Here is a 20,934-nt window from a genome sequence, read left to right as displayed (position 1 = left end):
AATAATCAACCTCGTTCCGGATGCAATTGATGCCGGTCAAACCGGCATTTGCGGCGGAAATGGTCGCATCATTAATGGATCTGCTGTCCGGCGCGCGCGGAGGGCAATTTCTTTTCCCTCCGGGGCCCGAATACAGCACTTAATTTCCGTGGCGCTCGCGAGAATTTCATTAAGAATAGCTCTGATTTCACTCTCGTTTGGCGCCGTTTCCCGCTTTTTTGCGGCTTTTGGCGCCAAGCTCGACTGGAACTGACGGCTGCGAGTGGCGACAAGACACATGGTGAACGGCGAGCGGATCTTCGTCCAGGCGATCAGGCGCTATTGCGCGACCCATGGCATCGCGCTCGAAGTCCGCGCCGATGGCTGGCTGCTCGCGATGCGCCGGGGCGAGCAGCGCCGCTTCGCGTTCGGCTACGATATCGGCCTCAACAGCGCCATCGCGCACCGCCTGGCCAACGACAAATCGGCCACCGCCGAGGTGCTGGCGCTCGAGGGCGTGCCTTGCATTCCCCATCGCCTGTTCCTCAATCCGAAGTTGGGCGAGAAGGTTGTCGGCGTCGCCTCGCGAGAGGCAATGCTGGCGCTGCTTCACGACAATCCGCAAGGCGTGGTGGTGAAGCCGAACGAGGGGACGTCGGGACGATCCGTCTTCAGGGTCACGACGGAAACAGAACTCGATCATGCGGTTGGCGAAGCCTTTTCGATGAGCGCCGGACTCGTGATCTCGCCCTATCTCGTGATCGAGGACGAAGTTCGCGTGGTCCTGCTCGATGATGTGCCACTCGTCGTCTACAGCAAGCAGCGCGGCTCGGATTGGCGGCACAATCTCGATGCGGGTGCAAAGCCCGTGCTGATGCAGGATTGCGATCTTCGCGCAGCCTGCGCAAAGCTCGCTATCGACGCCGCCAAGGCCATCGGCATCACCTTCGCCTCGATCGACCTCGTCCGCGTCGACGGCGTCTGGCGCGTGCTCGAGATCAATTCCGGCGTGATGATGGAGACGCTGGCGAAGCTGCATCCGGCGCTGGTGCGGACGACGTACGATGCAGCGCTGGATCGGGTGTTTGGGGAACGCTGAGCAACACGCGCGCTGTCGGCTTCAACCAACCGCCAACCGATACGCAGCCTTCGCGTTCACGCCAAACGCCTTCTCACGCGCCTGCGGACCGAGCTTCATCAGGCAGGCCTCCAGCGCGCCCTTGATCTCACCATAGCTCCCCGCGAGCAAGCATACCGGCCAGTCCGAGCCGAAGATCAGGCGATCTTCGCCAAAGCATGTCGCGGCGTGCGCGACGAACGGAAACAGCAGCTCCGCATTCCAGTCGCTCCAAACCGCTTCTGTCGCCAGCCCCGAGACCTTGCACCAGACATTGCCGCAGGCCGCGAGTGCCGCGATGCCATTGGACCATTCAGTGCTTCCACCGTCGGCAATCAGCGGCTTGGCCGCGTGGTCGAGCACGAAGCGCGCCTGCGGGAACGCTTGTGCGGTTGCGATCGCGGCCGGCAGCTCGCGGGTGCGGACCAGGAAATCGTAGGCGAGATCGTGCGCGAACACGGCCGTGAGGCCGCGCTGGACGTCCTCGCGCAACAACCAATCCGGATCGGCCTCGTCATGGACCTGGTGGCGGATGCCGACCAGCTTGTCACCGCCGGGCGAAGCGCGCAGCCGGTCCAGCGTCTCACCAAGTGCAGCGTCGGTCAGATCGGCCCAGCCGACGACGCCGATCACCGAGGGCGTCGCATGCGCGATCCGCAGGAATTCCTCGGTCTCCGCCAGCGCGGAGCGGCACTGCACCAGGATGCTCGCGTCGATGCCGTTCGCGCTCAAAAGGGGCGCGAGATCGGCCGGACCGAAGGCACGCCGGATCGGCTTGAGCTCGGGCGCATCCATCCAGGGATAGTCGGCGCGCGCGGGATCCCAGAAATGCTGGTGAGCGTCGATGATCATGCCTTAAGCTCCGTCCGGCAATGGCGCGCGGGCGTCGACGAGTTCTCGCCTACGCAGCTCCTGCCAGAACGCCGCCGGTACCCCCAGCTCCGACATCGCGATGTTGTCGGCAACTTCCGCGGCGTTGCGCGCGCCCATCACGGCGACCGTGACTGCCGGATGGGCCATGCAGAACTGCAGCGCGGCGGCTTTCAGCTCGGTGCCGTGCTTGCGGCAGAGCTCGTCGAGCGCCAGCGCACGGGCGACGAGTGCCGCATCGGCATCCTGATAATTGAACTTCGCGCCGGTGTGCGGATTGGCCAGGATGCCGCTGTTGTAGATGCCGCCGAGCAGGATGCCGATGTGCTTCGACGCGCAGAGCGGGAACAGCGCATCCAGCGCGCCCTGGTCGAGCAGCGTGTAGCGGCCGGCGAGCAGGAAGCAGTCGACCGGAACGGCCTCTGCGAACCGGACCAGCATGTCTGACTGGTTCATGCCGGCACCGATCGCCTTGACGGTACCCTCAGCGCGCAGGCGCTGGAGCGCGCGGAAGGCGCCGGCGACGGCGTCGTCGTAGTGATCGTCGGGATCATGCACGAGCAGGACGTCAACGCGGTCGAGCCCAAGCCGCGCCAGGCTTTCCTCCACCGATCGCATCACGCCGTCATAACTGAAATCGAACACCGGCCGCTCGCGCGGCGTGCCCTTGTAGTGCTCGTCCTCGGCGGCCGCGCCATCGGGCACGCGCAGCAGGCGGCCAACCTTGGTCGAGATGGCGTAGGAATCACGGGGCTGTTGCCGCAGGAATGCGCCCAGGCGTCGCTCCGCAAGGCCAAAGCCGTAGAGCGGCGCGGTGTCGAAGAAGCGAATTCCGAGCGACCAGGCGCGGGCGATCGTCGCTTCCGCATCGGCATCGCTGACGGGGGTGAACAATCCGCCGAGCGGGGCGGAACCGAGGCCGAGTGAGGTGACATCGAGAGAGCCGAGCCGCGACCTTTTCATTCCCATTGCCTCAACCGTCTTCCCCAACAACCAAGATCATCTCTCCCGCTTGCGACAAGCGCAAGCGGGAGAGGCACGCAGGAGCGCGGGGCTGGCGACGCTCCTACTTCAACATCTGCGCAACGTTGTCCTTGGTCACGAGATCGAGGCCGGTATAAACGATCTCCGGCACCTTCTCGCCTTTCTTGATGGCGAGCAGCGTGTCCATCGCCTTCTCGCCCATCTCGAACGGACGCTGGCCGACCAGCGCATTGGCATAGCCATCGCGCAACAGCTCGAGCTGCATCTTCAGCGTATCGGCCACGACAAGCGTGAACTTGCCGGAATCGATATCCTTCTTGTACCTGGAGGCGAAGGCCTTGAAGCCTTCGGGGGCGAACATCGGCCAGCCGCCGATGGGAACGATCGCGGCGAGGTCGGGCGTCGCGGTACGCATGTCAGTCATCTGCTGAACCGCCAGCGCGGGATCGTCGTTGCAGAACGTCGGAGAGCCCGCGACCTCGGTCCATTTCGAGCCCTTCAGCGCCTCGCGGACGCCGTCGACGCGCTCGGCGAGGTTCTTGGCGCCGGGACCACCCGAGACCATGGCATATTTGCCGCCGTCGGGCCGCAGCTTCAGGAGCTGCTTGCCGAGGGCGACGCCGAACTCCTTGTTGTTGGTGCCGATATAAGCGATGCGCTTGGCGCCGGGCGCATCGGCGTCGAAGGTGATGACGGGGATGCCGGCCGCGGTCGCCGCGTCGATCGACTTGGTCATCGCCGCGACGTCGGCAACCGAAATGACGAGGCCGTCGACCTTCTGAGTGACGAAGTCCTGGATGATCTGGGCCTGCGTCGCCGGCTCGTGCTCGACCGGCCCCTTGTAGATGCACTCGATGTTGCCGAGCTCCTTGGCACGCTTCAGGCAGCCGTCGCGCGCGAAGTCGAAGAACGGATTGTTCATCGCCTTGGGCACGATCACGAACCGGTAGTTTGCGGCAAACGCCGGCGTAGCCATCATCGCGACCGCGATGCCGGCAAGTAGATATTTCCTCATCGTCTCCTCCACCCTTCTTTGGCGCCTGTCCTCTCAAGATCGTCCGGGAAGTGGACAGGCGGCATTTTCGTTGCCGTCCCGGAACGACGTCGTTTCAGATCATCCGCGAGCGGATGCGGTCGACCAATACGGCCAGGATGATGATCACGCCCACCAGCGTCTGCTGCCAGTAGGAGCTAACCTGGGCGAGCACGAGGCCGTTGCGGATCACCTCGAGCAGCACGCAGCCGACGATGGCGCCAAGCGGTCCACCGATGCCGCCGGCGAGATTGGCACCGCCGATGACGGCCGCGGCGATCACGTTGAGCTCGTAGGACGTCGCCATGTTGGCCGGCGCCGACCCAAGCCAGCCCGAGATGATGATGCCCTGGAGGCCTGCGGCGAGCGCGCAGATCACATAGACCTCGATCTTCACCCGCACGACCGGGATGCCGGTGAGTTCGGCCGCCTTCTCGTTGCCGCCGAGCGCGAACACGTGACGGCCGAACGAGCTGTGGTGCAGCACCACGGCCATCGCCAGCGCGAGGACGATCAGATAAATGAATGGCACGGGCACGCCGAGCACGTCGCCCGAGGTGAGCGCGTAGAAATAATCGGCATCCGGCCCACCTGGGAAGCTGCCGCGTCCGTTCGAGACGACATAGCCGAGCCCGCGCACGATCGAGAGCATGCCGAGCGTGGTGACGAACGGCGACAGGCCGAGCACCGCGATACAGAAGCCGTTGACGAGGCCGGCGAGCAGCGCGACGCCGAGGCCGGCGAGAAGCGAGACCACCAGGATCAGGCCGGGGACATTGGCGAGCACGGTCTTGCCGTCGGCCGCCATGTGCACGAACAGGGAGCCCGCCGGCGAGCCGGGCGCCGACAGCTCGGTCATCACCATCGAGGTGACCATGGCGGAGAAGCACATCATCGAGCCGACCGACAGATCGATGCCGCCGGTGATGATCACGAAGGTGACGCCGAGCGTCGCAATGGCGATGAAGGAGAAATTCTTCGCCACGTTCTGCATGTTGCCTTCGGTGAAGAAGTACGGGCTGGCGAAATGCATGACCACCAGCAGCACTGCCAGCGCGAGCAGGACATAGCCGGTCTGGGACGCGAAGATGCCGCGCTGCCACCATCTGATTTTGCCGACATTCGAGAAGGTGATCGGGGATTCCATGGGCATGGCCATCACGCCGCCTCCTTCGCGCCGGTGATCAGGGCGGTGACTTCCTCGGGAGAGGTCTGGTGGATGGGCTTGTCGGCCCGCTTTTCGCCGCGGCGCATGACGATGACGCGATCGCACACCGCGAACACGTCGGGCATGCGATGCGAGATCAGCATCACGGCAACGCCCTGCTCTTTCAGCCGGTGGATCAGGCCGAGCACCTGCTCGACCTGGCGGACCGAGATCGCGGCCGTGGGCTCGTCCATCATGACCAGCTTCGCGTTGGAGAGCCGCGTCCGCGCGATCGCAACCGCCTGGCGCTGCCCGCCCGACATCTGCTTGACGAGATCGTCGGGGCGCGTCTCCGAGCGCAGCTCACCGAACAGCTCCAACGCACGCGCCGCCATCGCCTTGTGGTCGAGCAACGCGAACGGCCCGATCCTGCGCTTCAGCTCGCGGCCGAGAAAGACGTTGGCCGCTGCGGTGAGATTGTCGGCGAGCGCGAGGTCCTGATAGACCACCTCGATGCCGACGCCGCGGGCATCGACGGGCCGGTTGAAATGAACCGCGCTGCCGGCGAAGCGGATTTCGCCCTGGCTGGGGCGGAAATTGCCGGCGATGATCTTGACCAGCGTCGACTTGCCCGCGCCGTTGTCGCCCATCAGGCCGACGACCTCGCCGGGAAGGACCTGCATGTCGACATCATGCAGCGCGCGGATCGCGCCGAACTCCTTGCCTATGCCGGTCAGCTCGAGGACCGGTGTCGCTTGTGCATTTGTCATCAGCGGCCTTCCTCAGACGTAGCGGTTGACGAGGGATTCCAGATATTCCTGCCGGCCCGAGCGCGGCTGCGGGTCAAAGCCCGGGCCGTGCGCGCGGTCGGCAAGTTCGGCAAGCGAGCGCTGGCCGCCGAGAATGGCGCGGCCCTCGGGACCGGCCCATCCCTCGTAGCGTTTCGCGAGCGGCGCAGTGAGCACGCCGGCGTCGAGCATGTCCGCGGCGGCGAGCAACGCCCGCGCGCAGGCATCCATCGAGCCGACATGGGCATGGATCAGATCGTCGGGATCGATCGACTGGCGGCGGATCTTGGCGTCGAAATTCAGCCCGCCGGAGCTAAAGCCGCCGCGGCTCAGGAGCTCATGGAACACCAGGGCAAGCTCGGGCACGTTCATCGCGAATTGGTCGGTGTCCCAGCCGAGCAGATCGTCGCCGCGGTTGATGTCGAGCGAGCCGAACACACCCAGCGCCTGCGCGAGTGCGACCTCGTGATGGAAGGAGTGGCCGGCGAGGATGGCGTGGTTCTGCTCGATGTTGAGCTTGACGTCCTTCAGCAGGTCGTAACGCGCGAGGAAGCCATAGCAGGTAGCGACGTCGAAATCATATTGGTGCTTGGTCGGCTCCTTCGGCTTCGGCTCGATCAGGATCGGCCCCTTGAAGCCGATCTTGTGCTTGTGCTCGACGACGAGCGAGACGAAGCGGCCGAGCTGGTCGAGCTCGCGCTTGAGATCGGTGTTGAGCAGCGTCTCATAGCCCTCGCGCCCGCCCCACAGCACATAATTCTGGCCGCCGAGACGGTGCGTCACTTCCAGCGCGGCGCGGACTTGGCCGGCGGCATAGGTGAATATCTCGGGATCCGGATTGGTGGCCGCGCCCGCCATGTAGCGCCGATGCGTGAACAGATTGGCGGTGCCCCAGAGCAGGCGTACCTTGCTCGAGGCCATCTTCGCTTCGAACAGATCGGCGATGGCATTGAGGTTGGCGACGGATTCCGCGAGTGAGTTCCCTTCCGGCGCCGCATCGACGTCGTGGAAGGTGAAAAAGGGCACGTCGAGCAAGCGAAACAGCTCGAAGGCAACGTCGGCCTTGGCGCGCGCCTGCGCCATCGCATCGGTGCCGTGGTGCCAGGGCCGCAGGAACGTCTCGCCGCCAAAGGGATCGCCGCCGGGCCAGCACAACGAGTGCCAATAGCAGACCGCAAAACGCAGATGGTCCTCCATCCTGCGGCCATGGACGAGGCGGTCCTTGTCGTACCAGCGGAAGGCGGGCGAGTTTCCCGCATCCTTGCCGGCGAAGGCGACAGGTGCGGTTGTATCGAAGAATTTCACAGACGCGTTCACTCAGGCACACTCCTTCAACGCAGGATAAAGCTCGCGCCAGCGGCGATAGGCCTCGTCATAGGCCGCAGCGACGGATGCGCGGGGCGTAAAACTCGCGAGCCGGCGCGGACGGGTGCAAACCGCAGCCGCGTCTTCGCCGGTGGCGGCGAGCCGTCCGAGCCTGGAGGCACCGAGCGCGGCACCGACCTCGCCCTCCTCGACGCGGTGGACGGGAATGCCGAGCACATCGGCGCAGATCTGCGCCCACAGCGGCGAGCGCGAGCCGCCGCCGACGAGATCGACCTCGGCAAGCGGCCCACCCGCCGCGCTCAGCGCCGCCAGATTGTCGCGCGCGGCGAAGGCGACGCCTTCGAGCACGGCCTGAACGATCTGGGAGCGCCCGGTCGCACCGCGCAGGCCGACGAAGGCGCCGCTGGCGGCGGCATCGTTGTGCGGCGTGCGCTCGCCGTCGAGATAAGGCAGGAATTTGACCGGACTCGGTCCATCGACGCGCTCGCCGAGCGGCGCCAGCAGCGCTGCGGCCGGAACCTCCATCACGCCCGCGAGCCAAGCCAGCGAAGCCGCAGCTGACAGCATCACGCCCATCTGATGCCAGCGGCCGGGCAGTGCGTGACAGAACGCGTGGACCGCCGAGGCCGGAGCCGGTGCAAACCGATCAGTGACGCGGAACACGACACCGGATGTGCCAAGCGACAGGAAAGCATCGCCCGGCGCGATGGCGCCGAGCCCGATCGCGCTCGCGGCATTATCGCCGGCGCCGCCGGCGACTACGACATTCCTAGCCATGCCCCAGCGTTGCGCGTAGTCCGGCGCGAGCGTCGCGCTGACCTCGCTGCCCTCGACGAGGCGTGGCATGTGATGGAGATCGAGCCCGGTGGCATGCAGCAGCAGGGGCGACCAGCGGCGCAGACCGACGTCGAGCCACAGGGTGCCGGCCGCGTCCGACATGTCCTCGACCATCTCGCCGGTCAGGCGATAGCGGACATAGGCCTTCGGCAGCAGCACCTTTGCGACACGCGCGAAGATTTTTGGCTCGTGCCTGGCGACCCAGAGCAGCTTCGGCGCGGTGAAGCCGGGCATGGCCAGATTGCCGGCGATCGTGTGCAGCGACGGGCAGCGCCGCTCCAGCGCGACGCATTCGGCGTGCGAGCGGCCGTCGTTCCAGAGGATCGCGGGACGCAGCGGCGCTCCGTCCTCGTCCAGCAGCGTCGCGCCGTGCATCTGGCCCGACAGCCCGATGCCGCGCACCCGCGCGACCTCGCGCGGATGGCGGGCGGCAAGATCGTCGACCGCGCCGACCGCCGCATCGACCCAGCCATCGGGATCCTGCTCGGACCACAGCGGCGCGGGATGCGACAGCGCAAGCTCGCGCGCCGCCGTCGCGAGAACCGCGCCGGCTTCGCTCACGAGCACCGCTTTCACACCCGATGTGCCGATGTCGATTCCGAGATACACGCCGTCCTCCCTTTCCCCTGTTGCGGTGCGCGAACTCAAAGTCGCCTTATCCGCAACGGGTCATTTTGAATTCCACCTGCCGCTAAGGCAGATTGTCCCGCATCACGATGTCGATCCTGATCTTCTCCTGTTCGCGCAAGATCGGCTCGCCACGGGCGAGCGCGAGCAGCACACGCACGGCGGCGCGCGCTTCATGTCCGGGGTTCTGCGAGATCGCGGCATGCATCACGCCCTGCAGCAGCAGCCGGCGCGTCAGCGCAGTGACGTCGTGTCCGACGAACACCACCTGCTTGTCTCGCCCCGGATCGCTGAGCGCCTTCTCGTTCAACGCTTTGGCGACGCCTTGCGTGCCGGCGCCGACATTATAAAGACCCACGATGTCGGCATGCCTGCCCAGCAACCGCGACAACACCTGCTCCGAACGCGCGTCCTCGTCGCGTCCTTCGAGCACCGGCAGCACGCTGAGGCCGGGGAATTCCGACGCCATCACCTGGTTGAAGCCAAAAATGCGCTCGGCATGGTCGCGCAGGCCCTGCGAGCCCGCGACGATCGCGACCTTGCCGGACTTTTGTCCGACCAGCCGCCCGACCAGCGCGCCGGCGGTGCGCCCCGCGGCAATGTTGTCGATGCCGACATAATGGTGCCGGCGCGACGACGGCACGTCGGAGACCAGCGTCACGACACTGGTGCCGGCATCGACGAGATCGTCGATGGCGGCGCGGACGCCGGGATGGTCCAGCGCCACCACGGCGATGCCGTCGTAATCGTCGGAGAGCCCTTCCAGGGAAGCCGCGAGCACGGACGGATCGAACACGTCGGTTGCGACGGTCTCGACGCCGAGGCGGCGGGACGACAACCAGCCCGACATCTCGCCGAGATAATCCTGGATCTGCTGCATGAACGGGTTCGGTCCCGACGGCATCACGAAGGCGAAACGGCGGGCGCGGCCGCGGGCGAGCTCGGCGGCGGCCACGTGAGGCTGGAACGAATTGCGCTCGATCGCCTCCTTGACGCGCCGGACCGTATCCGGCCGCACGCCCGGACGATTGTGCAGGACGCGGTCCACCGTCGCGAGGCTGACGCCGGCCTGGCGGGCGATGTCCTTCAGCGTCAGCGCGGTCGTGGTGAGCGTCTCGGCCATGGCTGAAGGCTAGCAGAGGTGTTTTGAGGTACGCAACTCATTTTGAGGGGCGACAGGCATTTTCCGGCAGCTGGGCCTAGGAACAGCCTTTCCTGTCCGCCGTTGCTGCCCCGTGCGTAACGATATCACCCATGATCCCGGCGAGGGATTGAGCCCGACCCTCGAGCGCAACATCCAGGCGTTGGTCGAGCGCCGCCGCCGCGAGCAGCGCGCAGCCAAGGGTCAGGAAAAGGTCGCCGATGCGATCACGGCGTTCACCGGCAGCATGGCGTTCGTCTACCTCCATGTCGCGGTGTTCGGCTTCTGGATCATCGCCAATCTGCACTGGCTGCCGGGAATTCCGGCCTGGGACGAGAGCTTCGTGGTGCTGGCGATGATTGCTTCGGTCGAGGCGATCTTCCTGTCGACATTCGTGCTGATCTCGCAGAACCGCATGAGCGCAGCAGCGGACAAGCGCGCCGATCTCGATCTCCAGATCAGCCTGCTCGCCGAGCACGAATTGACCAAGGTTGCCCGCCTCCTCACGCAAATCGCCGAGCGGCTGGACGTCCAGCCCGACTCGAAGCGGGATCTGGAGGAGGCAAGCCGCGACATCGCCCCCGAGCGCGTGCTCGATAGGATCGAGCAGACGCGTTCCTGAGCTATCGGCTCGCCGACAGATCCAAGGTCAGGAACAGGCTGTTGGGATCGTCGACATAGCCTTGGAACGGGCCGCAGAGGACAAAGCCATGCGCCCGGTAGAGCGCGTGCGCCGGCTTGAAATAATCCCACGAGCCGGTCTCGAGGCTGAGCCGCGCCATGCCGCGCGCGCGGGCTTCCGTGATGATGTGGCGGAGCATCTCACCGCCAAAGCCGCGCCGGCGCGTGGTCTGGAGCGTGTGCATCGACTTCACCTCGCCATGCGCTCCCGACAGCGACTTCAGCGCACCGGTGGCGACCAGCGTGTCGCCGTCCCAGCCGGTCCAGAACGCGACTTCCGGGGCACGAAGCCCGGCGAGATCAAGCGCATGCGCACTGCCCGGCGCGGTCTGTGCTCGCGCCGCCGCAACGTGATGGTCGAGCAACGCGATGACGCGTGGATCAAAGGTGTCGCCGGTGCGGATCTGCATCGTCAGGGCTCACATCTTGCCGTAGGACGCGCCGCGGCGCGTGATGATGACGTAGCGCGCATCCTGTCTGGTCTCGTTCTCGAAGATCACCGCGCGCATCACGTCGAAATCGAGACAGTCGCCTTCGCGCAGGCGAACCGCCTTGGCGTCGATGTGCACCGCGATCGCACCCTCCAGCATCAGCAGTTGCTGGGTGAAGGCATTGCGCCCCCAGGGGCTGTACGGCACCCGCGCGCCGGCCGGCAAATCGACGACGATGATCTCGATGCCGCTCGCCGCGTCCGTCGGCGAAGCGTGGCGGCGGCGATAGCCGCTGTCGGGATCGCGCCAGTGCGGCTGGTCGGCGAGCCGCACCATCCGCTCCGGCGGCTTTTCGGCCAACGCGACGACGTCGCTGAGCGACACGTCGAGCGCGGCGCAAAGTTTACCCAGCAGCGCAGCCGTCGCACTGCTCTGCGCCCGCTCTACCCGTCCGATCATCGCACGGCTGACGCCGGAGCGGCCTGCGAGCTCATTCAGCGTCATGCCGGCCTGCGTCCGAAGCGTCTTCAAGCGACGACCGATCGCGCGATCGAGCTTTTGCTGGTCCATTGCTTGTAGGTCCTGACTTTCATCCGAACATGGCCCGGCGCGGTGACCGCAAGCCACCAGGCGAGAGAGCTTAACCGAGAGCGCGCCGGGTGCCGGTCACGACGAGCTAATATATTGGAAACTTGGTCTGGCGCACGCGAGAGAACATCGGCCCTTCTTCGCCGAGGCTTCGAAGGGCATCCTGCTTCGCGTTGCCGAGATATCAAAGTCCTGCGAAGCGCCTTGACGCGAAGCAGGATGGAGCGGGCGAAGGGAATCGAACCCTCGTATGCAGCTTGGGAAGCTGCCGTTCTACCATTGAACTACGCCCGCGGATGCGCAGCCTGCGCCCGCTCTGATTAGCCGAGACGGCGCATCTCGCCAAGCGCTTTGGCGCAGCCCGCCTGACCCTTCTTAAGTTTCCGTCAAGATTTTGGGTGCGCCGGATTGTGGCGGTGTTATGATCGCCTGTCTGGGGAGACGTGCACTGAGTGGGGCGTGTGCATGGTGGGGCGTGGCTACGCGATATTCGACACGACCATAGGGCGCTGCGGCATCATCTGGAGCAGCACCGGTGTCGTCGCCGTGCAATTGCCGGAGGCGCGGGAGATCGACACCCGCCGCCGGATTTTCCAGGTCCATCCCGAGGCGCGCGAGCAGCGGCCTTCCGCGAACGCCGAGTTCGCGATCGAGGGCATCGTGGGCTTGCTGCAAGGCAGCGATGCTGATTTTTCCGAGGTTAGCCTGGACGCGAGCGGGGTGCCCGGCTTCAACCGGCGGGTCTACGAAGCCGCCTGCGCCATCCCGCGCGGGGAGACGCGCACTTATCACGAGATCGCCAAGACGCTGGGCGCCTCCGGCGCCGCGCATTCGGTGGCACAGGCGATCGCGAGAAATCCCTACATGCTGATCGTGCCCTGCCACCGGGTGCTGGAGGCCGGCAATTACACCGACCGGCTCTCGCCCTATGGCGGCGTGATCTCCAAGCGGCGGCTGCTGTCGCTCGAGGGCGCCCATCCGATCGCCAGCAAGACGCTGTTCGACGTCCTGCTGCCCGTTGCCCCGCCGAGACCCTCCACCTAGATAGGTGGCATGGATGCAACGACGCTGCTGACCACCCCCTCGATGACGGTCTCCGAGTTTCGCTGCGACGCGGGACCGGACGACAGCCCGTTTGCGGAGTGCCGCACCGGCCATTCCATCGCCTATGTCCGCGCGGGCAGCTTTGGCTGTCATTGCCGCGCCGGCTTCTTCGAGCTGGTGGCCGGCTCGATGCTGGTCGGCGCGCCGGGCGAGGAATACACCTGCATGCATGAGCATGTTGCCGGCGACGTCTGCCTGTCCTTTTTCCTCAGCGACGATCTGGTCGACGCGCTCGGCGGCCGGCGCGACGTCTGGCAGGTCGGCGCGACGCCGCCGCTGCCCGAGCTGATGGTGCTGGGCGAACTCGCCCAGACGGCGGCAGATGGCAACAGCGACCTCGGTCTCGACGAGCTCGGGCAGATCCTCGCCGGTCGTTTCGTCGATGTCGTGTCGGGCAAGACGCGCAAGCCGACGACACCGACGGCGCGTGATCGCCGCCGCGCCGTGGAAGCCGCGCTGTGGATCGACGCCAACTCGCATGCCGAGGTCGACCTCGAACAGGCGGCGCGGCAGGCAGGCCTCAGCCCCTTCCACTTCCTGCGGCTGTTCTCCGCCGTGCTCGGCGTCACCCCGCATCAATATCTGGTGCGCTCGCGGCTGCGGCATGCGGCGCGGCTGCTGGCTGACGACGACATCGCAGTCACCGACATCGCCTATGACGTCGGCTTCGGCGATCTCTCCAACTTCGTCCGCACCTTCCACCGGGCGGCCGGCGTCTCGCCAACCAAGTTCCGTCAGGCCTCGAAGGGGGAGCGCAAGATTCTCCAAGAGCAGCTTGCGCTCAACTGACTAGGTTCGTCTCCGGCGCGCGCCGATTGCGGCGCCCTTTGGAAATGGAGACGACCATGTACGATCATATCGGATTGCGCGTTGCCGACCTCGACGCCGCCACGCGCTTCTACACCGCGGTGCTGGCGCCGCTCGGCTATGTCCTGTGCTCGAGCGGCGATGGTTATGCCGGCTTCGGGCCGAAGGGCGAGCCGGCGCTGTGGCTGCACCTGAACAAGGGGCGCAAGGCGGATGGCGCGCATATCGCGTTTCGCGCTGGGGATCATGATTCGGTCAAGGCATTCCATAGCGAGGGCCTGAAGAGCGGCGGTCGCGACAATGGCGGTGCCGGCCCGCGCAAGGATTACAGCCCGACTTACTACGCGGCGTTCTTGATCGATCCCGATGGTAACAATGTCGAGGCGGTCTGCACGTGAGCTCGCTCCGTCATTGCGAGGAGCACTTGCGACGAAGCAATCCAGACTCCAACCGCGGAAACATCTCTGGATTGCTTCGCTGCGCTCGCAATGAAGGAGTCCTCGACAAAAATCTAACGCAACCAAGGACACCTTCATGGCCTCCATCCACAACGACATTCCCCTCCCCGCCCCGGCTCACGACGTCTGGGATGCGGTTCGCGATTTCGGCGCGCTGCATCGGCGGCTGGCGCCGGGCTTCGTCACGGCCTGCACGCTCGACGGCGACGCGCGCATCGTCACCTTCGCCAACGGATCGGTGGCGCGCGAGGTGCTGGTCGATTGCCACGATGCCGGGCGGCGGCTGGTCTACGCGATCAACAACGAGCGTCTGAAGCATTACAGCGCCTCGGTGCAGGTGATCGCCGAGGGCAAGGGAAGATGCCGCCTGGTCTGGATCATCGACATGCTGCCGAACGAGCTCGCGCCCTATGTGCAGGGACAGACCAAGGATGCCGTCGCCGCCATACACCGAGCGTTTCCAGCCGCAGCTGCGTGATCTTTCTCACAGAGCCCAGCCCTCGTCCGCAATAACCATGGCGGCGTGCGTCCGGTTGGCTCCGCTCTCCCGGCGGCGCCCCGCACGCGAGGAGCAGGCCATGAGAGGTGCGGACAAGGTGATCTGCCAGGCGGCCGCCGTGCTGCTGACGTTTTCGATTTCGAGCGGACCGGCAAAGGCCCAGTTCCTCGGCGGCGGAGGTGCCGGCGGCGAGGACATGATGACCCAGATGGCGCCGATGCTGGAGATGATGAAGGCCAAGATGGGCAAGCGCCGCTTCGGCATGATGATGCAGACCATGGGCCCGATGATGAGCCGCATGATGGAGAATGGCGGTGGTGGTCTTGGTGGCATGATGGGCGGCGGCGGAATTGGCGGCCTCGGCGGCGGCAATCTCGGCGGCGGTTTCGGTGCGCCCAATTACGGCGGCTACGCGCCGATGGCCGGAGGCGGCACCATGCCGACGGGCATGGGCGGCTTGGGCGGCGGCGATATCATGGGCATGCTCGGCGGCGCCGGCGGCGGCGACATGATGGCGATGATTCCGCAACTGATGCGGCTCGCTAATGTCGGCGGCAGTGGCGGCCATCGCCGCCACAGGCATCGCTAGTCCGCAGCGGCCGACAGAGCCGGCCTGATCGCCGGTTTGGTTTGGCGCGGTCCCCAGCGCGTCAGCACCACGCTGGAGCACGAGAGCAGGCCGAGCACGACCATCGAGCTCGCCGCCAGCCAGAAGAAGCTTTGCGCGGTGGCATCATGCGTCGACAGCCACCAGCCGACCGCCGAGATGTAGATCAGCCGCGCGGTCTGCGCCAGCACCGGTCCGATCACCTTGGCTGCGCCCTGCGACGAGAAATACATCGTCGAGGCGAGGCCGATGAAGGCGTAGAACGGCGCCACCGTCGACAAATATTGATGGCTGGTGGCGCGCACGGTCGCGCTGTCGGTGTAAATGTTGACCCAGAGATCGGGGAAGGCCGCGACCAGGCACGCCGGTGCACCGACGGCGACGAAGGCGCTCGCGGCCGCGATCCAGGCGATGCGCCGGGCGCGGGCGATGCGGCCGGCGCCAACCGCCATGCCGATCATCGGCACCGAGGCGATGCCGAACGAGAACGCGATCGAGGTCAGCAGGAATTCCAGCCGCGCACCGATGCCGTAGCCGGCGAGGATCGCGGTGCCGAATTTCGCAAGCATGTGAGTGAAGATCGAGATCGTCAGCACCGATTGCAGCGGCGAGAAGCAGGCGATGGCGCCGACCTTCAGGATGTCGAAAAACATCGCCCATTGGATGCGCAGCCCGCGCAGCTTCGGCGTCACGCGGGCGCGGCCGGAGAACAGGTACCAGCCCATCACACCGATGTTCATGCAATAGGCAATCAGCGCGCCGGCGGCGACGCCGCGCATGCCGAATTGCGGCACCGGACCGAGGCCGAGGCCAAGTGTGCCGCCGAGCACGATCTGCCAGGCCGCGGAATTGAGGATCAACAGCGACGGCAGCTTCATGTTGCCGGTGCCGCGCAGGACGCCGGCCATGGTGTTGAGCAGCCAGGGCAGCACGGCGCCGCCAAAAAACACCTGGGTGTAGGCGATCGCATGCGTCAGCACCTCGCCGCGGCCGCCGAGCATTTCCAGAACGCGCGGCCCGAAGATCAGCATGCCCAGCATGAAGACGAGGCCGAAGCTGATGCCGATCAAGAGCGCGTGCGCGGCGAGCGTCCCGGCACGCTCGCGATCGCCGGCACCGAGCGCGCGCGCGATGGCGGAGGCCACCGCGCCGCCCATCGCACCGCCCGACATGGTCATGGTCAGGATCACTGTCGGAAACACCAGCGCCATCGCGGCCAGCGCTTCCACGCCAAGGCGTCCGATATAGGAGGTCTCCGCAATCACTGTGCAGGTGCCGGCTGAAAGCGCGACGACGTTGGGCCAGGCCAGCCCGAGCAGCGTGCGCAGGATCGGCCCGTCGGTCAGTGCATTCTTCACCGGGGGTGGCGGCGGAGGTAGCGGTCGCTCTTGTTCATCGACCGGAATCTCGGCGATGTCGGACATGTCCTCTCCCGGGCGCGAGCGCCAGTTGCGGCGCGGCAATGACTGGGTGTGCCAATGAATTTGTTCGCGCAAAAGGCGCGGGGTTCAGCTTGTTAGCACGGCAATTGCCGATTCCTTCTGCGCCTGATGCAGGCGTGCCCTGCGGCAGCGCATTTCGGTCGGTGACATCAGCCGACCGTCCAGATCAGCGGCGGCCGGCCCCCCGCGGCCGGGCGCATGTGCACGCCGATGTGCCGCCCGCATCCGGCCGCGAGCCCTTCGAACAGCCCCGCCAGCACCTTGGCGCAAGCGGGGTGGTGATCGGCGACGCCGTCCATCAACTTCCAGCTCTGCTGACGGATTTCGAACGTGCCTTCGGATTGCGTTGTCTCAGCCACATCGTCCTGCGCGACAAACAGCGCGTTGAGGAACGTCGCGAACTCGCCCGCACCGCCGCGGCCCATCGACAGCGCCGCAGCGATCTCGTCAAAATATTGCATCCCGATCAGCTTGCCCGTGAGGTGCAGGAGATAGCCGGCATCCTCCGGACCGAACAGCTGCACCATCACGGGCGCGGCGGTGCGCACATATTCCATCGCGTAGTTGCGGTAGGCTTTTTCCAGTCGCGGTCTTGGCCAGCTTGCGACCGGCAAGGCCGGAGCCGCGGCGGCATCGAACAGCGGCGCTTCGAGATGCCGCGCGAACACGAGGCGCTGGTCGAGCTCGAGCGGTTGGTCGTATTGGTGATAGTACCCTTCGAGCCCGTCCTGGCCGTCGACGCTCTGCTTGGTGCAGACGAACCCCAATCTGGTATCGCCGAGCGCCACGCCGTTGTTGGCGTGCCAGCCGCGCAGCATCGCGCGCGAGACTTCGCCCGGCACGCCGCAGATGGCAGTGCCTTTCCAGATCCAGCGCGGTGGCGGATAGCGGATCCAGGCTTTGCGGTCGCTCTCATGCATGTATTCGACGTGCACGCCGCCGATCCAGTTCGAGAGGTAGTGATATTGCGCGGCGGCGACTGCTGGCGGCAGATGGCTCAGCCCGAGCTTCTCCAGCCCCGGCAGGAAGCGCTCCTGCTGCTGGCGGCGGAACACGCGAAAGACGAACTCCGCGGCATCTGCCGTGCCGCGACGTGTGACCACGGTGAGGATCAAGCCGGTGAAATAGGCGTGATAGAGATCGGCAACCGCGCGCCAGCGTTTCCATTGAGCTTCCTGCGCGGGGTCAGATGCAGTGGCCATGTTCGCTCCCGATCGTTGTTTTGATCGAGTGTGTCACCGCAGCCGGCGACGGACAAGCTGAGCCGCATGCAGGGCGCCCTGCACGCGGGCTCGCCAATTCCGCATCACGAATTTTGCGCAGGTTTAAATTCGCGCAGCCTTGGCGGCACGCTCGCGCTCGAAGCGCTCGGTCACGTCGCGCGCCATCGCCACCGATCCCTGCACCACTCCAGCGGCGTCCCGCACCAGCGCGAAGGTCATCTCGATGTAGAGCTTTCGTCCATCCTTGTGCAGCGCACGGGTCAGTGTCGGCTTGCCCGCAAGCTTCATCGCGCCGCTGGCAAGCGCGGCCTCAAAACCCTTCCAGTGCGCGGCGCGCAGATGTTCGGGAATGATCAGGTCGAGATTCTGGCCCAGCGCTTCGTCCGCGGAGAAGCCGAACAGTGCGGACGATGCGCGATTCCAGCGCATGATGGTGCCGGAGCGATCCGAATAGATCAGCGCATCGGCGACGTCGTCGAGGATGTATGCGTCGAGTTGGGATGGATTGGTCATGTCAGCACCTGGTGGCCCGGATGGAGCACAGCGTAAGCCGGGATCGTGCCACAAGTGAGACTTTCCCGGATGACGCTTGCGCTCCATCCGGGCGACGGGTGATCGCTACACCCGGAAATGCTTGCTCAGCTTCAGGCCCTGCGCCTGGTAGTTGGAGCCGATGCGCTGGCCGTACATCGCGTCGGGACGAGCCAGCATCCTCTCGTAGACGAGGCGGCCGACGATCTGGCCGTGCTCGAGGATGAACGGCACCTCGCGCGAGCGCACTTCGAGCACGGCGCGCGACCCCAACCCGCCGGCGCCGGCATAACCGAAGCCGGGATCGAAGAATCCGGCATAATGCACGCGGAACTCACCGACCAACGGATCGAACGGCACCATCTCCGCGGCGTAATCGGGCGGCACCTGCACGGCCTCTTTCGACGCGAGGATATAGAACTCGCCGGGATCGAGGATCAGGCTGCCGTCGGGGCGGGCCGAGATCGGCTCCCAGAACTCCTCGACGGAATAGCCGGCGCGGCGATCGACGTCGATGACGCCGGTGTGGCGCTTGGCGCGGTAGCCGACGAAGCCGCCGCTCTTTTCGCCGGAAAGATCAACCGAGACGGCGACGCCGCCGGTGAGATCGGCGTCATCGATATCGACGAGACGCTCGGTCGCGTGCAGCGCCTCGAGATCGTCGATGTTGAGGATGGCGTCGCCGGTGCGGAAGCGCACCTGGCTCAGGCGCGAGCCCTCGCTGACCAGCACTGGGAACGTCTTCGGACTGATCTCGGCATAGAGCGGACCGTGATAGCCGGCACCGATCATGTCGAAGCGGCGGGTGCCGTCGGCGATCACGCGGGTGAAGACGTCGAGCCGGCCGGTCGAGCTTTTCGGGTTGGCGGCCGCGACGATCTCCGGCGGCAGCGCGAGGCTTTCGAGCAGCGGCACGATGTAGACGCAGTTGGTCTCCAGCACCGCGCCGTCGGCGAGGCTGAACTCGTGCAGCTTCAACTCGTCGATCCGCTCGGCGACGGTGGCGCCGGGACCGGGCAGGAAGCTGGCGCGAACGCGATAGGCAATGTCGCCGAGGCGCAAATCGAGGCTCGCCGGCTGGATCTGGCTTTCGACGAAGTCGTAAGCGGGCAGGATGAGACCACCCTCCGCCATCGCCGCGATCATGCGGTCGGGCAGGATACCATTGGCGTCGGCGGCGACCGTGAACGTCAACCCGGGGTCCTCATCAGGGATCAAACACATCCCGACATGCGGGAAATATGAGCGTTTTACGGCTATCCGATGGACGTCTTGACGGAAAGGGCATTGCGGAATATGAGCATGACTTATCCCGTGGTGATTTGAGCCGGCCGGCTTGCAGCCACGTTAAATAAGTCGCTAAACAGGCCGGGGACCTCTGTGATCCCGGCCCGTGGAGATATTCCAGGCCGGTTTTTTTGTGACCATTTTCGATGGTCACTCCAGGAGGTCCTATGTCGAAGTCCCCGGCGCCAACCGCGTCCTACCGTCCCGAAACTCGCCTGGTTCATTCCGGTACCCTGCGCTCGCAATATGGCGAGACGTCAGAGTCGCTGTTCCTGACCCAGGGCTACGTCTACAACAGCGCCGAGGAGTGCGAGGCGCGGTTCAAGGGCGAGGACCCCGGCTTCATCTATTCACGCTACTCCAATCCGACCATCGCGATGTTCGAGCGGCGCATGATCGAGCTCGAAGGCGCCGAAGCGGCACGTTCGGCGGCGACCGGCATGGCCGCGGTGACGACCGCGATCCTGGCGCCGCTCAAGGCCGGCGATCACGTCGTGGCCTCGCGCGCGCTGTTCGGCTCGTGTCTCTACGTCGTGCAGGATTTGCTGCCGCGCTACGGCATCGAGACCACGCTGGTCGACGGCCTCGATCTCGACCAGTGGCAGCGCGCCATGAAGCCGAACACCAAGACGTTTTTCCTGGAGAGCCCGACCAACCCGACGCTGGATGTACTCGACATTCCCGGCATCGCCGAAATCGCGCACAGCGGCGGCGCGCGGCTCGTCGTCGACAACGTGTTCGCCACCCCGATCTGGCAGAGCCCGCTCGCGCTCGGCGCCGACGTCGTGGTCTATTCCGCGACCAAGCACATCGATGGCCAGGGCCGCTGTCTCGGCGGCATCATCCTGTCCTCGGAAGCGTTCATCGCCGAGCACATCCACAATTTCATGCGCCAGACCGGCCCGTCGATCTCGCCGTTCAACGCATGGGTCCTGCTCAAGGGCCTAGAGACGCTCGCCGTGCGCGTGCGCGCGCAGACCGAGACGGCGGCGCGCATCGCGGACGTGCTGGCGAGCCATCCGAAGATTTCGCGGCTGGTGTTTCCCGGCCGCGCCGATCATCCGCAGGCCGCATTGGTGAAGAAGCAGATGCGCGGCGGCTCGACGCTGGTCGGCCTCGAGGTCAAGGGCGGCAAGCAGGCGGCGTTCCGCGTGCTCAACGAGCTCAAGCTTGCCAAGATCTCGAACAATCTCGGCGACGCCAAGAGCCTCGTCACGCATCCGGCAACGACGACGCATCAGCGCCTCAAGCCGGAGGACCGCGCCGCGCTCGGCATCAGCGAGGGCTTCATCCGCTTCTCGGCGGGGCTTGAGCACGCGGACGATCTGATCGAGGATCTGACCGCGGCGCTGGAGAAGGCGTAGCCACGCATTCGACATCGTGGGGTGGTCAAAGCGAAGCGTGCCCACCATTCACGATGGCAGCGC

At 65.8% G+C, this 20,934-nt stretch carries 22 protein-coding genes, 1 tRNA gene and 1 riboswitch; of the genes, 8 read left to right on the top strand and 15 right to left on the bottom strand.

What is annotated here, in order from left to right; translation table 11 throughout:
- Window positions 1–277 precede the first annotated feature (277 nt).
- Window positions 278–1,078: a RimK-like protein gene (locus tag IVA75_RS13535; RefSeq protein ID WP_247285367.1), complete on the top strand. Its 801-nt coding sequence runs from the start codon at window positions 278–280 to the stop codon at window positions 1,076–1,078.
- 21 nt (window positions 1,079–1,099) lie between these two features.
- Here IVA75_RS13535 and IVA75_RS13530 read toward each other — a convergent pair whose 3' ends face one another.
- From IVA75_RS13530 to IVA75_RS13495, 8 genes are all read right to left on the bottom strand, one after another.
- A complete protein-coding gene (locus IVA75_RS13530) occupies window positions 1,100–1,948 on the bottom strand; it encodes an amidohydrolase family protein (protein ID WP_247285366.1) in 849 nt (282 codons plus the stop codon).
- A 3-nt stretch (window positions 1,949–1,951) separates the two neighbouring features.
- Window positions 1,952–2,929 carry an aldo/keto reductase gene (locus IVA75_RS13525; RefSeq protein WP_247285365.1) on the bottom strand — a complete coding sequence of 326 codons (978 nt, stop codon included), beginning with the start codon at window positions 2,927–2,929 and terminating at the stop codon, window positions 1,952–1,954.
- 103 nt (window positions 2,930–3,032) lie between these two features.
- A complete protein-coding gene (locus tag IVA75_RS13520) occupies window positions 3,033–3,965 on the bottom strand; it encodes a sugar-binding protein (RefSeq protein ID WP_247285363.1) in 933 nt (310 codons plus the stop codon).
- 94 nt (window positions 3,966–4,059) lie between these two features.
- On the bottom strand, window positions 4,060–5,142 hold the full coding sequence (locus tag IVA75_RS13515) for an ABC transporter permease (protein WP_027565874.1): 1,083 nt from the start codon (window positions 5,140–5,142) through the stop codon (window positions 4,060–4,062).
- Window positions 5,142–5,900 (bottom strand): ATP-binding cassette domain-containing protein, encoded by a 759-nt coding sequence (locus tag IVA75_RS13510; protein WP_247285361.1) that lies wholly within the window; start codon window positions 5,898–5,900, stop codon window positions 5,142–5,144. The genes IVA75_RS13515 and IVA75_RS13510 overlap by 1 nt, the downstream gene beginning before the upstream one ends.
- A 12-nt stretch (window positions 5,901–5,912) precedes the next feature.
- Window positions 5,913–7,235, bottom strand: coding sequence for a xylose isomerase (xylA, locus tag IVA75_RS13505; protein ID WP_247285358.1), 1,323 nt, complete (start codon window positions 7,233–7,235; stop codon window positions 5,913–5,915).
- Complete coding sequence (xylB, locus tag IVA75_RS13500; protein ID WP_247285356.1) at window positions 7,236–8,690, bottom strand: xylulokinase; 1,455 nt, start codon at window positions 8,688–8,690, stop codon at window positions 7,236–7,238.
- An 82-nt stretch (window positions 8,691–8,772) separates the two neighbouring features.
- On the bottom strand, window positions 8,773–9,831 hold the full coding sequence (locus tag IVA75_RS13495) for a LacI family DNA-binding transcriptional regulator (protein WP_247285354.1): 1,059 nt from the start codon (window positions 9,829–9,831) through the stop codon (window positions 8,773–8,775).
- A 112-nt stretch (window positions 9,832–9,943) separates the two neighbouring features.
- On the opposite strand from IVA75_RS13495, the gene IVA75_RS13490 reads away from it, so the two are divergent.
- Complete coding sequence (locus tag IVA75_RS13490) at window positions 9,944–10,471, top strand: DUF1003 domain-containing protein (protein WP_027565878.1); 528 nt, start codon at window positions 9,944–9,946, stop codon at window positions 10,469–10,471.
- 1 nt (window position 10,472) lies between these two features.
- Here IVA75_RS13490 and IVA75_RS13485 read toward each other — a convergent pair whose 3' ends face one another.
- From IVA75_RS13485 to IVA75_RS13475, 3 genes are all read right to left on the bottom strand, one after another.
- Window positions 10,473–10,940, bottom strand: coding sequence for a GNAT family N-acetyltransferase (locus tag IVA75_RS13485; RefSeq protein WP_247285352.1), 468 nt, complete (start codon window positions 10,938–10,940; stop codon window positions 10,473–10,475).
- Between the two features lie 9 nt (window positions 10,941–10,949).
- Entirely contained in the window at window positions 10,950–11,531 is a 582-nt protein-coding gene (locus IVA75_RS13480) for an XRE family transcriptional regulator (RefSeq protein ID WP_247285351.1), read from the bottom strand.
- Between the two features lie 238 nt (window positions 11,532–11,769).
- A tRNA-Gly gene (locus IVA75_RS13475) sits at window positions 11,770–11,843 on the bottom strand.
- Window positions 11,844–12,014: 171 nt separating this feature from the next.
- Between IVA75_RS13475 and IVA75_RS13470 the strand changes: the two genes are divergently transcribed.
- The 5 genes from IVA75_RS13470 to IVA75_RS13450 all read left to right on the top strand — a co-directional run bounded on the left by IVA75_RS13470 (window position 12,015) and on the right by IVA75_RS13450 (window position 15,006).
- Window positions 12,015–12,593: a methylated-DNA--[protein]-cysteine S-methyltransferase gene (locus tag IVA75_RS13470; RefSeq protein WP_247285350.1), complete on the top strand. Its 579-nt coding sequence runs from the start codon at window positions 12,015–12,017 to the stop codon at window positions 12,591–12,593.
- Between the two features lie 9 nt (window positions 12,594–12,602).
- On the top strand, window positions 12,603–13,442 hold the full coding sequence (locus IVA75_RS13465) for an AraC family transcriptional regulator (protein ID WP_247285349.1): 840 nt from the start codon (window positions 12,603–12,605) through the stop codon (window positions 13,440–13,442).
- A gap of 56 nt (window positions 13,443–13,498) precedes the next feature.
- Window positions 13,499–13,858 carry a VOC family protein gene (locus IVA75_RS13460; RefSeq protein WP_027565882.1) on the top strand — a complete coding sequence of 120 codons (360 nt, stop codon included), beginning with the start codon at window positions 13,499–13,501 and terminating at the stop codon, window positions 13,856–13,858.
- Window positions 13,859–13,994: 136 nt separating this feature from the next.
- Window positions 13,995–14,396: an SRPBCC family protein gene (locus IVA75_RS13455; protein ID WP_247285337.1), complete on the top strand. Its 402-nt coding sequence runs from the start codon at window positions 13,995–13,997 to the stop codon at window positions 14,394–14,396.
- A 100-nt stretch (window positions 14,397–14,496) separates the two neighbouring features.
- Window positions 14,497–15,006: a hypothetical protein gene (locus tag IVA75_RS13450; protein WP_247285335.1), complete on the top strand. Its 510-nt coding sequence runs from the start codon at window positions 14,497–14,499 to the stop codon at window positions 15,004–15,006.
- Here the strand turns inward: IVA75_RS13450 and IVA75_RS13445 are convergent.
- From IVA75_RS13445 to IVA75_RS13430, 4 genes are all read right to left on the bottom strand, one after another.
- Window positions 15,003–16,448 (bottom strand): MATE family efflux transporter, encoded by a 1,446-nt coding sequence (locus tag IVA75_RS13445; RefSeq protein ID WP_247285334.1) that lies wholly within the window; start codon window positions 16,446–16,448, stop codon window positions 15,003–15,005. The two genes, IVA75_RS13450 and IVA75_RS13445, sit on opposite strands and share 4 nt — an antisense overlap.
- A gap of 167 nt (window positions 16,449–16,615) precedes the next feature.
- Window positions 16,616–17,668, bottom strand: coding sequence for a hypothetical protein (locus IVA75_RS13440; RefSeq protein ID WP_247285333.1), 1,053 nt, complete (start codon window positions 17,666–17,668; stop codon window positions 16,616–16,618).
- A 123-nt stretch (window positions 17,669–17,791) separates the two neighbouring features.
- A complete protein-coding gene (locus IVA75_RS13435) occupies window positions 17,792–18,202 on the bottom strand; it encodes a PAS domain S-box protein (RefSeq protein WP_247285332.1) in 411 nt (136 codons plus the stop codon).
- 105 nt (window positions 18,203–18,307) lie between these two features.
- Entirely contained in the window at window positions 18,308–19,414 is a 1,107-nt protein-coding gene (locus tag IVA75_RS13430; protein ID WP_247285331.1) for a 2'-deoxycytidine 5'-triphosphate deaminase, read from the bottom strand.
- Between the two features lie 110 nt (window positions 19,415–19,524).
- A riboswitch (SAM riboswitch) is annotated at window positions 19,525–19,604 on the top strand.
- 70 nt (window positions 19,605–19,674) lie between these two features.
- On the opposite strand from IVA75_RS13430, the gene IVA75_RS13425 reads away from it, so the two are divergent.
- Window positions 19,675–20,871, top strand: a complete 1,197-nt coding sequence (locus tag IVA75_RS13425) for an O-succinylhomoserine sulfhydrylase (RefSeq protein WP_247285330.1) — start codon at window positions 19,675–19,677, stop codon at window positions 20,869–20,871.
- Window positions 20,872–20,934: the final 63 nt, after the last annotated feature.

Origin of the sequence: Bradyrhizobium sp. 134 (assembly GCF_023074155.1) — a bacterium.
Lineage (GTDB): Bacteria > Pseudomonadota > Alphaproteobacteria > Rhizobiales > Xanthobacteraceae > Bradyrhizobium.
The sequence above is the reverse complement of the archived record's forward strand: the minus strand, read 5'-3'. Positions and strand labels throughout refer to the sequence as shown.